A 13,790-nucleotide genomic window follows, 5' to 3' on the forward strand; every position below is an offset into this window, starting at 1 on the left:
TTTAAACCTTTCACAAATGCGACATGGATTTGCGACAGTTCGTCGTCAAATTTGTGAGCCTCTGTGTCGGTGTGTACAATGACCTCCCTTTTGCCCCCGCAAAGCTGGCGTACGTTCGGCGCGGCATGCAACTGGTTGAATTGAAAAGAAATTTGCCTCGATTAGAGGCAGCCTGGTGAGAAAGTGTCTATGAAAGCAGGTCTGTACCAACCAGATGAATTCAAGGATAACTGCGGTTTCGGCCTGATAGCTCATATGCAGGGCGAGCCCAGCCATACCCTTTTGCAAACGGCCATTGAGGCCCTGACCTGCATGACCCACCGCGGTGGGATCAACGCCGACGGCAAGACCGGCGACGGTTGTGGCTTGCTGATTCAAAAGCCTGACGAGTTCCTGCGTGCCGTTGCCCAGGAAACGTTTGGCGTGACCCTGCCCAAGCAGTACGCCGTGGGCATGGTGTTCTTCAACCAGGACCCGGTGAAGGCTGAGGCGGCTCGCGAGAACATGAACCGCGAGATCCTGGCCGCCGGCCTGCAACTGGTGGGCTGGCGCAAAGTGCCGATCGACACCAGCGTCCTCGGCCGCCTGGCCCTTGAGCGCCTGCCGCAGATCGAACAGGTGTTCATCGCAGGTGACGGTCTGAGCGACCAGGACATGTCGATCAAGCTGTTCAGCTCTCGTCGTCGTTCGTCCGTGGCCAATGCCGCCGACACCGATCACTACATCTGCAGCTTTTCCCACAAGACCATTATCTACAAAGGCCTGATGATGCCGGCGGACCTCACCGCCTTCTATCCGGACCTGAGCGACGAGCGCCTGAAAACCGCAATCTGCGTGTTCCACCAGCGCTTCTCCACCAATACCCTGCCGAAATGGCCGCTGGCCCAGCCATTCCGCTTCCTCGCCCACAACGGCGAGATCAACACCATCACCGGCAACCGCAACTGGGCCGTGGCCCGGCGCACCAAGTTCGCCAACGACCTGATGCCGGACCTCGAAGAGCTCGGCCCGTTGGTCAACCGCGTGGGCTCGGACTCCTCGAGCATGGACAACATGCTGGAACTGATGGTGACCGGTGGCATCGACCTGTTCCGCGGCGTGCGCATGCTGGTGCCGCCGGCGTGGCAGAACGTCGAGACCATGGACCCGGACCTGCGGGCCTTCTACGAATACAACTCCATGCACATGGAGCCGTGGGACGGCCCGGCCGGTATCGTCATGACCGACGGTCGCTATGCCGTGTGCCTGCTGGACCGTAACGGTCTGCGTCCGGCGCGCTGGGTCACCACCACCAACGGGTTCATCACCCTGGCTTCGGAAATCGGTGTCTGGAACTACCAGCCCGAAGACGTCATCGCCAAGGGCCGCGTAGGCCCGGGCCAGATCTTTGCCGTGGACACCGAAACCGGCCAGATCCTCGACACCGATGCGATCGACAACCGCCTCAAGTCCCGTCATCCGTACAAGCAATGGCTGCGCAAGAATGCCCTGCGCATCCAGGCGACCATGGAAGACAACGACCATGGCTCGGCTTTCTACGACGTCGATCAGCTCAAGCAGTACATGAAGATGTACCAGGTGACGTTCGAAGAGCGTGACCAGGTGCTGCGTCCACTCGGCGAGCAGGGCTACGAAGCGGTCGGCTCCATGGGCGACGACACGCCGATGGCCGTGCTGTCCCAGCGCGTGCGCACGCCGTACGACTATTTCCGCCAGCAGTTCGCCCAGGTGACGAACCCGCCGATCGACCCGCTGCGCGAAGCGATCGTGATGTCCCTGGAAATCTGCCTCGGTGCCGAGCGCAACATTTTCCAGGAGTCGCCGGAACACGCCTCGCGGGTGATCCTCAGCTCGCCGGTCATTTCCCCGGCCAAGTGGCGCTCGCTGACCAACCTCGACCGTCCGGGCTTCGCGCGCCAGGTCATCGACCTGAACTACGACGAAAGCGTCGGCCTGGAAGCGGCGATCCGCAACGTTGCCGATCAGGCTGAAGAAGCCGCGCGCGCCGGGCGTACCCAGATCGTGCTCAGCGACCGTCACATCGCGCCGGGCAAGCTGCCGATCCACGCCTCGCTGGCTACCGGTGCGGTGCACCATCGCCTGACCGAAAAAGGCCTGCGCTGCGACTCCAACATCCTGGTGGAAACCGCCACCGCCCGCGATCCGCATCACTTCGCGGTGCTGATCGGTTTCGGCGCCTCGGCGGTGTATCCGTTCCTGGCCTACGAAGTGCTGGGCGACCTGATCCGTACCGGTGAAGTGCTGGGCGACCTGTATGAGGTGTTCAAGAACTACCGCAAGGGCATCACCAAGGGCCTGCTCAAGATCCTGTCGAAGATGGGCATCTCGACCATCGCCTCGTATCGCGGCGCGCAATTGTTCGAGGCCATCGGCCTGTCGGAAGAAGTCTGCGAGCTGAGCTTCCGTGGCGTGCCGAGCCGCATCAAGGGTGCGCGTTTCGTCGACATCGAAGCCGAGCAGAAAGCCCTGGCAGCCGAAGCCTGGAGCCCGCGCAAGCCGATCCAGCAGGGCGGCCTGTTGAAGTTCGTCCATGGTGGTGAATACCACGCCTACAACCCGGACGTGGTCAACACCTTGCAAGCGGCCGTGCAACAGGGCGACTACAGCAAGTTCAAGGAATACACCTCGCTGGTGGACAACCGTCCGGTATCGATGATCCGCGACCTGCTCAAGGTCAAGACCCTCGACACGCCGCTGGACATCAGTGAAGTGGAGCCGCTGGAATCGGTGCTCAAGCGTTTCGATTCGGCTGGTATTTCCCTGGGCGCACTGTCCCCGGAAGCCCACGAAGCCCTGGCCGAAGCCATGAACCGCCTCGGTGCGCGTTCCAACTCCGGCGAAGGCGGTGAAGACCCGGCGCGCTACGGCACCATCAAGAGTTCGAAAATCAAGCAGGTCGCCACTGGCCGCTTTGGTGTGACGCCGGAATACCTGGTCAATGCTGAAGTGCTGCAAATCAAGGTGGCCCAGGGCGCCAAGCCCGGTGAGGGCGGCCAACTGCCCGGTGGCAAGGTCAACGGCCTGATCGCCAAGCTGCGCTACGCGGTCCCTGGCGTGACCCTGATCTCGCCGCCGCCGCATCACGACATCTACTCGATCGAAGACTTGTCGCAACTGATCTTCGACCTCAAGCAGGTGAACCCCAAGGCGCTGGTCTCGGTGAAACTGGTGGCGGAAGCCGGCGTCGGCACCATCGCCGCCGGTGTGGCCAAGGCTTATGCCGACCTGATCACCATCTCCGGCTACGACGGCGGCACCGGTGCATCGCCGCTGACCTCGATCAAGTACGCCGGTGCGCCGTGGGAACTGGGCCTGGCCGAAACCCACCAGACCCTGCGCGGCAACGATTTGCGCGGCAAGGTCCGGGTGCAGACCGACGGTGGCCTGAAAACCGGCCTGGACGTGATCAAGGCCGCCATCCTCGGCGCCGAGAGCTTCGGCTTCGGCACTGCGCCGATGATCGCCCTGGGCTGCAAATACCTGCGCATCTGCCACCTGAACAACTGCGCCACCGGCGTGGCGACCCAGAATGACAAGCTGCGCAAGGACCATTACATCGGCACCGTCGACATGGTGGTGAATTTCTTCACCTACGTGGCTGAAGAGACCCGTGAGTGGCTGGCGAAGCTGGGCGTGCGCTCGCTTGAAGAGCTGATCGGCCGTACCGATCTGCTGGAAGTGATCGAAGGCCAGACCGCCAAACAGCATCACCTGGACCTGACCCCGTTGCTGGGCAGCGATCTCATCCCGGCGGACAAGCCACAGTTCTGCCAGGTCGACCGCAACCCGCCATTCGACAAGGGTGAGCTGGCCGAGAAGATGGTCGACATGGCCGCTGCGGCGATCAACGACCTGAGCGGTGCCGAGTTCGAGCTGGATATCTGCAACTGCGACCGTTCCATCGGTGCGCGGATCTCCGGTGAAATCGCGCGCAAGCACGGCAACCAGGGCATGGCCAAGGCGCCGATCACCTTCCGTTTCAAGGGCACCGCAGGCCAGAGCTTCGGCGTCTGGAACGCCGGTGGCCTGAACATGTACCTGGAAGGCGATGCCAACGACTACGTGGGCAAGGGCATGACCGGCGGCAAGCTGGTCATCGTTCCGCCCAAGGGCAGCGTCTACAAGACCCAGGACAGTGCCATCATCGGCAACACCTGCCTCTACGGCGCCACGGGCGGCAAGCTGTTCGCCGCCGGCACCGCGGGCGAGCGTTTTGCCGTGCGTAACTCCGGAGCCCACACGGTAGTGGAAGGCACCGGGGATCACTGCTGCGAGTACATGACCGGTGGTTTCGTCTGTGTCTTGGGCAAGACCGGTTACAACTTCGGCTCTGGCATGACCGGTGGTTTCGCCTACGTGCTCGACCAGGACAACACCTTCGTTGACCGGGTCAACCACGAACTGGTGGAAATCCAGCGGATCAGCGGCGAGGCGATGGAAGCCTATCGCAGCCACCTGCAAAACGTGCTGAACGAGTACGTCGCGGAAACCGACAGCGAGTGGGGTCGTGAACTCGCCGAAAACCTCGATGACTACTTGCGCCGTTTCTGGCTGGTCAAGCCCAAGGCTGCCAACCTGAAATCGTTGCTTTCCAGCACTCGTGCCAACCCGCAGTGATATGCGCCTGAAGAGTTTGATGAGGTTTTAACAATGGCTGAACGTCTGAATAACGACTTCCAGTTCATCGATGTCGGGCGCAAGGATCCGAAGAAGAAACTGTTGCGTCAACGCAAGAAAGAGTTCGTGGAAATCTACGAGCCTTTCAAACCCCAGCAGTCGGCCGACCAGGCCCATCGCTGCCTGGGTTGCGGTAACCCGTATTGCGAATGGAAGTGCCCGGTGCACAACTTCATTCCCAACTGGCTGAAACTGGTGGCCGAGGGCAACATCCTCCAGGCCGCCGAGCTGTCCCACCAGACCAACACCCTGCCGGAAGTCTGCGGCCGGGTGTGCCCGCAGGATCGCCTGTGTGAAGGTGCCTGCACCCTCAACGACGGTTTCGGCGCGGTGACCATCGGTTCGGTGGAGAAGTACATCACCGACACCGCGTTCGCCATGGGCTGGCGCCCGGACATGTCCAAGGTCAAGCCGACCGGCAAGCGTGTGGCGATCATCGGTGCCGGCCCGGCGGGCCTGGGCTGTGCCGACGTGTTGGTGCGTGGTGGCGTGACTCCGGTGGTGTTCGACAAGAACCCGGAAATCGGCGGCCTGCTGACCTTCGGTATTCCCGAGTTCAAGCTGGAAAAGACCGTGCTGAGCAATCGTCGCGAAGTCTTCACCGGCATGGGCATCGAGTTCCGCCTGAACACCGAGGTGGGCAAGGACGTGACCATGGAGCAACTGCTCGAAGAATACGATGCGGTATTCATGGGCATGGGCACCTACACCTACATGAAGGGCGGCTTCGCCGGCGAGGACCTGCCAGGCGTCTATGACGCCCTCGACTTCCTGATCGCCAACGTCAACCGCAACCTTGGCTTTGAAAAGTCGCCGGAAGATTTCGTCGACATGAAAGGCAAGAAGGTCGTGGTGCTCGGCGGTGGTGACACGGCGATGGACTGCAACCGCACCTCGATTCGCCAGGGCGCCAAGTCGGTGACCTGCGCCTACCGTCGTGACGAAGCGAACATGCCCGGCTCGCGCAAAGAGGTGAAGAACGCCAAGGAAGAAGGCGTGAAGTTCCTCTACAACCGCCAGCCGATCGCCATTGTCGGTGAAGACAAGGTCGAAGGCGTGAAGGTGGTCGAGACCCGTCTCGGCGAACCGGACGCCCGTGGCCGCCGCAGCCCCGAGCCGATCCCCGGTTCCGAAGAGATCATCCCGGCCGATGCCGTGGTCATCGCCTTCGGCTTCCGCCCGAGCCCGGCACCGTGGTTCGAGCAGTTCAGCATCCAGACCGACAGCCAGGGCCGCGTCGTGGCCCCGGAACAGGGCCAGTACAAGCACCAGACCAGCAACCCGAAGATCTTCGCCGGTGGCGACATGGTCCGGGGTTCCGACCTGGTGGTGACAGCGATCTTCGAAGGCCGCAATGCGGCGGAAGGGATTCTGGATTACCTGCAAGTCTGACCTCGATCCAGAGTTGCAATGCAGTAAACCTGTGGGAGCGAGCTTTGTGGGAGCAAAGCTTGCTCGCGATTCAGGCGCCTCGGTACCCAGGAGACCGCAGTGTTTTCATCGCGGGCAAGCCTTGCTCCCACAAAAATGCTTCCCACAGTCATTTTGCAGTGTTAAGCAGATCGAGTTGCACCGCGACAAATTGCCCCGATAGATAAAAGGCACGGCTCTTGCCGTGCCTTTTGCGTCGCGCTCTGAGAAAATGCCCGCACTTTTTTTCCGGATGCCGACATGACTGCCCTGAAGAACGACCGTTTCCTTCGCGCCCTGCTCAAGCAACCCGTAGACGTCACCCCCGTATGGATGATGCGCCAGGCCGGTCGCTATCTGCCGGAGTACCGCGCCAGCCGCGCCAAGGCCGGTGACTTCATGAGCCTGTGCATGAACCCCCAGTTCGCCTGTGAAGTCACGCTGCAGCCGCTGGATCGCTATCCGCAACTGGACGCGGCGATCCTGTTCTCCGACATCCTGACCATTCCCGATGCCATGGGCCAGGGCCTGTACTTCGAGACCGGCGAAGGTCCGCGCTTCAAGAAAGTCATCAGCACCCTGGCTGATATCGAGGCCCTGCCGATTCCCGATCCGCAGAAGGACCTGGGTTACGTCATGGACGCGGTCAGCACCATTCGCCGTGAACTCAACGGTCGCGTGCCGCTGATCGGTTTCTCCGGCAGCCCTTGGACCCTGGCCACCTACATGGTCGAAGGTGGTTCGTCGAAGGATTTCCGCAAGACCAAGGCGATGCTCTACGACAACCCGCAAGCCATGCACCTGTTGCTGGACAAGCTGGCCCAGTCGGTCACGTCCTACCTCAACGGCCAGATCCTGGCCGGTGCGCAAGCGGTGCAGATCTTCGACACCTGGGGCGGCAACCTGTCGGCGGCAGCGTACCAGGAGTTTTCCCTGGCCTACATGCGCAAGATCGTCAGTGGCCTGATCCGCGAGCATGAAGGTCGTAAAGTCCCGGTGATCCTGTTCACCAAGAACGGCGGCCTGTGGCTGGAAAGCATCGCCGATGCCGGCGCCGACGCCCTGGGCCTGGACTGGACCTGCGACATTGGCAACGCCCGCGAGCGTGTCGGTCACAAGGTCGCCCTGCAAGGCAACATGGACCCGACCGTGCTTTACGCCAAGCCCGAAGCGATTCGCGCTGAAGTCGGACGCATCCTGGCCAGCTACGGCAACGGCAGCGGCCATGTGTTCAACCTCGGCCATGGCATTACCCCGGAAGTCGACCCGGAACACGCCGGTGCCTTCCTGCGGGCAGTACATGAGTTGTCGGCGCAATATCACCCGTAATCGCCACCCTGCGTCACCCAGCCTGTCCGGACCCGTGCCGGACAGGCTTTTTTTTTGCCCGGTTGTTTATTTGGTTCAATGTGAAACTCGTTAGTTGTTTTGTGTGAAGTATCTGTTTGTGTTTGTTTGATAGTTATTTCTATTCGTAAGAAGTTTCTCGAACTATGTAATAGAAATGGCTTCAGAGATCATTCCTTCTGTTTTGAGAGATTTTTCCTACATAGGAAATATTCAACTTTCTATAAGGTTCGGCGCTTGTCAGGTTCAGCGCTGAACGACCCAGCGCACCTTTCAAGATGACGGTGATACGTCTTTCAATCTCGATGAGTAGTCTGGAATTTATATGAACAACAACTTCAAGAAGAACAGTGTGTTAACGGGGTGTGCTTCGTCGTTAGTTCTGTTGTCGGCGATGGTGGCGTCCCAAGGTGTGTTTGCCCACGGTTTCGTCGAAGTGCCGCCTTCCCGTGCGCTGTTGTGCCAGAAAGGTGTCAACCAACAGTGCGGTGGCGCGCAATACGAACCGCAGAGTACCGGTGAAACCTTCAAGGGCTTCCCGAATGGTGCTGGTGGTGCGCCGCTGCAAGGCCCTATCGACGGTAAAATCGCCAGTGGCGGCATTGCCCGCTTCTCTGCCCTCGATGCGCAATCGGCTTCGCGCTGGCACCTGACTGAAATCAGGGACCGGGACATTACCTTTCAATGGCAATACTCCGCCGCGCACCCGGCGACCAAACACGAATACTTCATTACCCGCGACGGTTGGAACCCGAACGAAGGGCTCAAGCGTGCCTCGTTCGATAGCGCGCCGTTCTGTACGGTGGAGGGTGGCAATCAAGTGCCGGTAGGCGGTGCCCCGCATAACTGCGTCATTCCTGACAGCAAGTCGGGTCATCACGTCATCCTGGCCGTCTGGACAGTAGGCGACACCGATAACGCGTTCTATGACCCGGTCGATGTAAACATCCTCGCCGAAGCCGCGTTGCCGGGCGGCTGGTCGGCGGTGGGCAGCATTGCGCCATCGACCCAGTTGCTGGTGGGTGACAAGGTCAAGGCCCGGGCATTCACCGCCACCGGCGAAAATGCCCAGTACAGCGTAGAAATCAGCATCGACAACGCCGAGGAAGGCAAGGCTGAGAACTGGTCGTTCAAACTGGCCGAAGCCATCAACAACGCCCATGCCCTGATTCGCGCCGGTATTCGTGACGATGAGGGCAATATCACGCCGGTCAAGGGCGCCAACAGCCTGTACGCCCAGAAAGAAAGCGGTGTGAATCGCTACGAAGTGCAACTGGACATGCAGGAAGACGCCAGCGCCAGCATGGAGATTTCCTCCCTGCAACCAGAGTACGTTCTCGATAAAGGTCGGGTCAGCATGGCGTTCACTGCGCAGGCAAACCGCCGGATGAACCTTGAAGCCACGCTGTTCGATGAGAAGAACAAACAGGTCGGTGCCGTGAGCCAGACTGTGGGTGAAGGCAGCACCGGCCTGAACCTGGATGTGCGCAGCGCCCCCGGCGCCCACACCCTGACGCTGGTGGGGACCACCGAAGACGGACGCACCACTCGCCAGGATACCCAAGCCGTCACCCTGACTGGCGAAGGCGCCGGCATCGAGTACGACTTCGTGTTCCCGGAAGGCATCAGCGACTACACCGTAGGCACGAAAGTGCTGCAGCCCAAGACTGACGAAGTCTTCGAGTGCAAGCCGTTCCCTGCGTCTGGCTACTGCAAACAGTACAGCCCGACGTCGAACGGTTTCGAACCGGGTGTCGGTGCCTCCTGGCAAAGCGCCTGGGACAAGCTGTAAGTCCTGACAGGCATGGTCCCAGGCGATCCACACGGGTTGCCTGGGGCCTTCAGACGAGTGCGCAGTGATGTCTATCCATTACTCCAGGCGCCGGGTGCTGCTGCACTGGCTGTCGGCGGTCATTATCTTATGGGCGTTGGCGTCCGGTTTTTATGTGGCGTTCAATCCGGTGCCAGCTTCGACCGAACAGTGGGTTGGGTCACTCAATGTGTCGCTGACCACGCTGTTCATTCCGTTTTTCGTGTGGCGGGCCTGGCTGTTTTTTTACGAACTGGAGCCGCGCGGGACGGCGCTTTCAGGGAGCAAGAGGCTGGCCTCGGCGGTGCATGCGCTGATCTACCTGGTCATCGGCGTCGTGCTGGTGACCGGCGTGCTGATGATGAAAAGCGCCATCAGTGTCTTCGGCCTTGTTCGCTTCCCCCAGCCATTGGCTGATCCGACGTTGATCGAGCTGGCCAACAGCGTCCACACCCTGTCTTGCGTGGTGCTTTCGATGCTCGTCGCGCTGCACCTGTGCGCGGTGCTCTGGCATGAGTTTTCCGGGCGCAGAGTGGTGCGGCGAATGTCCTTTGCCAAGCCTGCGGGCACGCTTGAGCGAGTGCAACGGTGAGCCTGTCGTTTCGGGTCGACAGCCGTCTGCCGAGGCTGGTGCTGGTGCTGGTGCTGGTGCTCGTGCCGCTGCTCTACGGGGTATTGCTGGCCGGGCAGGAATGGCGTTTTCGCCATGCATTGGGCCGTGACGTGCCAGTGGTGGTGGACTCGCCGGCGGCGCCGGCTCGCGACTTGCCCAACGTCCAAGCCGTGGCGACCGTGCTCGGCCTGGCGCCTGAAGGTGCCCAGGCGCCAAGCGCCGAACCGATTACGTTGCAGGCCAGTTTTGTCGCCGGCGAAGGCTTGTCGCGGGCATTGCTGGCGGATGCCGCCGGCCCGCGCATTTACCAGGTGGGCGAGCGATTGCCCGGTGGCAGCGTGCTGCGCCGGGTCGAGGCCAGCCATGTGACGTTGTGGCGCAACGGCCGTGAAGAGCGGTTGGCCTTGCAGCAAGCGGTCAAGCCCTTGCTGCGCCGGCTGGATCTCGAAGACGGGCGCCATGCCACGCTTCATTCCTCGCAATACCTACGCCCGGTGGCCGGGCAATCAGAGTGATCGAATCATGAACAGCTTTATCCGAGGCCGTGTGTCATGCGTCCTGTTCTGCCTTGCCGCGGCCTGCCCGCTGATGTTCCCCAGTGCGCTGCGGGCCGAGGAGGCCCGATGGCAACTGGCGATGAACAATGCGGAACTGCGCGACGTGGTCGAGGAATTCTCCGCGATCCTGGGCAAGACCGTGGTGCTCGATCCCCGGGTGTCAGGGCGCATTACAGTCATGTCCCGCCAGGCGCTGGACCGCGAGGGTGTGCGTCGGTTGTTCTATTCGGTACTCGATGCACATAACTTCACCGTGATCGACGAAGGCGAGCGGATCCTCATTACCCCGGTCAGCGATGCCAAGACGCGGGCCGGAATCGCCGATGCCAAAAGCGCCACGCCGTCGCAGTTCGTCACCCGGGTCCTCGACCTGCAATCGAGTATCGCCGCCGACGTCGCCGGGTTGATCCGGCCCCTGGTGTCGGGCAATGGTTACGTCGGCCCTTCGGTATCGTCCAATGCCTTGGTGGTTACCGACACCGCCGCCAATGTCCAGCGCATCGCCGACGTGGTTCGACAGCTGGACTCAGGGCGCAACCGCAATCATGTGGTGGTGCGGTTGCGGCATGCCCAGGCTGGGGATATCGCGCCGTTGATGGAAACCTCTGGCGGCAAGCGCGATGGCGATACGGCGGGCCTGGTGATCGCCGATGCCCGTAGCAATCGGTTGGTGATCATCGGCGCGCCGGCGGTGCGCCAGCGCCTGGTCGATCTGGCCCGGACCCTCGACGTCCCGGCCGCCGCCTCTCAGGACAACGCCCGGGTTATCCGCCTGCGCCATAGCGATGCCAAGCAACTGGCCGAGGTGCTGGAGGCTGTCGGCCAGGATAAGAAAACCACGCCAGCACTGACCGGCTTGCGGGAAACTGCCGCCGCCAGCTCGTTCATGATCAAGGCCGATGAAAGCCAGAATGCCCTCGTGCTGATCGCCGAACCTGCTCAGGTTCGCATCATCGAGAACATCGTCCGTGAATTGGACCAACCCCGGGCTCAGGTGCTCATTCATGCGGCCATCGTCGAGGTCACCGGCGATATTTCCGAAGCGCTGGGGGTGCAGTGGGGGCTGGAGAGCGGCAGCGCGACAGGGGCCATCAATTTTCCGGGAACCGACATCCCGATCATCGGGTTGGACCTCAATAAGCTCGATAAAAAGACCGAAGGCGCGTTCCTGCGCCTGGGCAGCGATCGCTTCAGTGCGCTGGTCTCGGCACTGGCGAGCAATGCCCACAGCAACCTGCTGTCCACCCCCAGCCTGCTGACCCTGGATAACCAGGAAGCGGAAATCATCGTCGGCCAGAACGTCCCGTTCAAAACGGGTTCCTACGCCACCAGCGGCAACGGTGCGGACAATCCGTTCACCACCGTGGAGCGCAAGGACGTCGGCATCAGCCTCAAGGTCAAGCCCTACATCAATGAGGGCTCGACCTTGCGCCTGGAAGTGGAGCAGGAAGTCTCGGACATCGCGCCATCGGTCTCCGGTGTGGATTCCTCTGACCTGATCACCAACAAGCGCGCCTTGAAGAGCACGATCCTGGCGGACGATGGTGAGATCATCGTGATCGGCGGGCTGATCCGCGACAGCGTCCGCACCCAGCAAAGCGGTGTTCCTTTGCTGCGCAGTATTCCGTACCTGGGCGCGTTGTTTCGCTGGAACCGCGACACCCAGACCAAAAGCAACCTGATGGTGTTCCTGCGCCCGACCATTGTGCGCAGCAACGAAGACCTGGCCGAGGTCAGCCGCCAACGCTACGACGCGCTCCGGGACCTGAGCAAACCGGGCTCGCGGAAAAACAACTCGCTGTTGTTGCCCCGGGATGCCCGCCAGTTGTTCGACTCATCCACGGACACGGCCGATCCGCAACAGCGTTCGGGGGCCCTGTGACGGACCCACAGGCCCCGTTGCCCTTTGGCTTCGCCAGGCGTTTCGGCGTGCTGCTCGAAGGCACGGGGCCGACCTTGACCCTGGTGATGCGCGGTGACACGCCCCTGACCGCCGTGGCGGAAGTACGGCGCCTGTGCGGTCGGGATTTGCCCATCCAGGTGCTGGAGCCGGCGTCGTTCGCCGCGCGCCTGGCCAACGTCTATCGCCAGGGCCAGAGTGCCGCCGAGCAGGTGGCCCAGGGCCTGGACGAGGAGCTGGACCTGCTCAGCCTGGCCGACCAGATGCCGCAGACCACCGACTTGCTGGAGCAACAAGGTGATGCGCCGATCATCCGGCTGATCAATGCCCTGCTCAGCGAGGCGGTCCGCGAACACGCCTCGGACGTGCACCTGGAAACGTTCGAGCAATACCTGTCGGTGCGCATGCGCATCGACGGTCAGTTGCAGGAAATGCTCCGTCCGCGCCGGGAGCTGGCGAACCTGCTGGTGTCGCGGATCAAGGTCATGGCCCGTTTGGATATCGCCGAAAAGCGCGTGCCCCAGGACGGGCGAATGGCCTTGCGGCTGGCCGGGCACGAAGTCGATGTGCGGGTCTCGACCTTGCCGTCGGCCCATGGCGAGCGCGTGGTGTTGCGTCTGCTCGACAAGCAGGCCGGACGCCTGGACCTGCAACGCCTGGGCCTGCCCGACGACACCCTGGCCGGGTTGCGCCAATTGCTCGGCAAACCCCACGGCATCGTGTTGGTCACCGGGCCCACGGGCTCGGGCAAAACCACCAGCCTGTACGCGGCGTTGAGCAGCATCAATGACCAGAGCCGCAACATCCTCACCGTCGAAGATCCGATCGAATATCACCTGCCGGGCATCGGCCAGATGCCGGTCAATCCGAAAGTCGACATGACCTTTGCTCGCGGCCTGCGGGCTATTTTGCGCCAGGATCCGGACGTGGTGATGGTCGGTGAAATCCGTGACCGCGAGACCGCCGAAATCGCCGTCCAGGCGTCCCTGACCGGGCACCTGGTGCTCTCGACCCTGCACACTAATACCGCCGTCGGCGCGGTCACGCGGCTGATGGACATGGGGGTGGATGCCTATCTGCTGGCCTCGTCCCTGGCCGGCATCGTCGCCCAGCGCTTGTTGCGCACCTTGTGCCCATGCTGCAAGACACCTTATGTGGCCGACGCCGCCACTTGTCTGCGCCTGGGCCTTGAGGCCGGTGCCGCGCCACGGCTGTTCAAGGCCCAGGGCTGCGATCAATGCCAGAAAGGTTATCGCGGGCGCATCGGCATTTACGAACTGGTGAACGTCAGTGCTGCGTTGTCGCAGTTGATTCATCAGGGGGCCACCGAGCAGGCGTTGGCCTCTGAGGCGCGCAAGAGCTCCCGCAGTCTGTTCCAGGACGGGCGCCAGCGGGTTCTCGAAGGCCTGACCAGCGTCGATGAACTGCTGCGCATCACTCAGGAGGATTAGCGCC

8 protein-coding genes are annotated in these 13,790 nt (G+C 61.9%); all 8 read left to right on the forward strand.

Annotated elements, in window-relative coordinates; all coding sequences use genetic code 11:
- The first annotated feature begins 189 nt into the window (after positions 1–189).
- The 8 genes from gltB to gspE all read left to right on the forward strand — a co-directional run bounded on the left by gltB (position 190) and on the right by gspE (position 13,786).
- Positions 190–4,638, forward strand: coding sequence for a glutamate synthase large subunit (gene gltB / locus DTP52_RS04585; protein WP_109752044.1), 4,449 nt, complete (start codon positions 190–192; stop codon positions 4,636–4,638).
- Between the two features lie 33 nt (positions 4,639–4,671).
- Positions 4,672–6,090, forward strand: a complete 1,419-nt coding sequence (locus DTP52_RS04590; RefSeq protein WP_003196992.1) for an FAD-dependent oxidoreductase — start codon at positions 4,672–4,674, stop codon at positions 6,088–6,090.
- A gap of 279 nt (positions 6,091–6,369) precedes the next feature.
- Positions 6,370–7,437, forward strand: a complete 1,068-nt coding sequence (gene hemE / locus DTP52_RS04600) for a uroporphyrinogen decarboxylase (protein ID WP_109752045.1) — start codon at positions 6,370–6,372, stop codon at positions 7,435–7,437.
- A gap of 343 nt (positions 7,438–7,780) precedes the next feature.
- Complete coding sequence (gene gbpA / locus DTP52_RS04605; protein ID WP_109752046.1) at positions 7,781–9,247, forward strand: N-acetylglucosamine-binding protein GbpA; 1,467 nt, start codon at positions 7,781–7,783, stop codon at positions 9,245–9,247.
- 67 nt (positions 9,248–9,314) lie between these two features.
- Positions 9,315–9,857 carry a cytochrome b gene (locus tag DTP52_RS04610; protein ID WP_109752047.1) on the forward strand — a complete coding sequence of 181 codons (543 nt, stop codon included), beginning with the start codon at positions 9,315–9,317 and terminating at the stop codon, positions 9,855–9,857.
- Positions 9,854–10,393 carry a type II secretion system protein N gene (locus tag DTP52_RS04615; protein ID WP_109752048.1) on the forward strand — a complete coding sequence of 180 codons (540 nt, stop codon included), beginning with the start codon at positions 9,854–9,856 and terminating at the stop codon, positions 10,391–10,393. The genes DTP52_RS04610 and DTP52_RS04615 overlap by 4 nt, the downstream gene beginning before the upstream one ends.
- A gap of 7 nt (positions 10,394–10,400) precedes the next feature.
- A complete protein-coding gene (gene gspD / locus DTP52_RS04620; protein WP_109752049.1) occupies positions 10,401–12,317 on the forward strand; it encodes a type II secretion system secretin GspD in 1,917 nt (638 codons plus the stop codon).
- Positions 12,314–13,786 carry a type II secretion system ATPase GspE gene (gene gspE, locus DTP52_RS04625; protein WP_109752050.1) on the forward strand — a complete coding sequence of 491 codons (1,473 nt, stop codon included), beginning with the start codon at positions 12,314–12,316 and terminating at the stop codon, positions 13,784–13,786. Before gspD ends, gspE begins: the two co-directional genes overlap by 4 nt.
- Positions 13,787–13,790: the final 4 nt, after the last annotated feature.

It is taken from the genome of Pseudomonas sp. 43mfcvi1.1 (genome assembly GCF_900115935.1).
Lineage (GTDB): Bacteria > Pseudomonadota > Gammaproteobacteria > Pseudomonadales > Pseudomonadaceae > Aquipseudomonas > Aquipseudomonas bijieensis.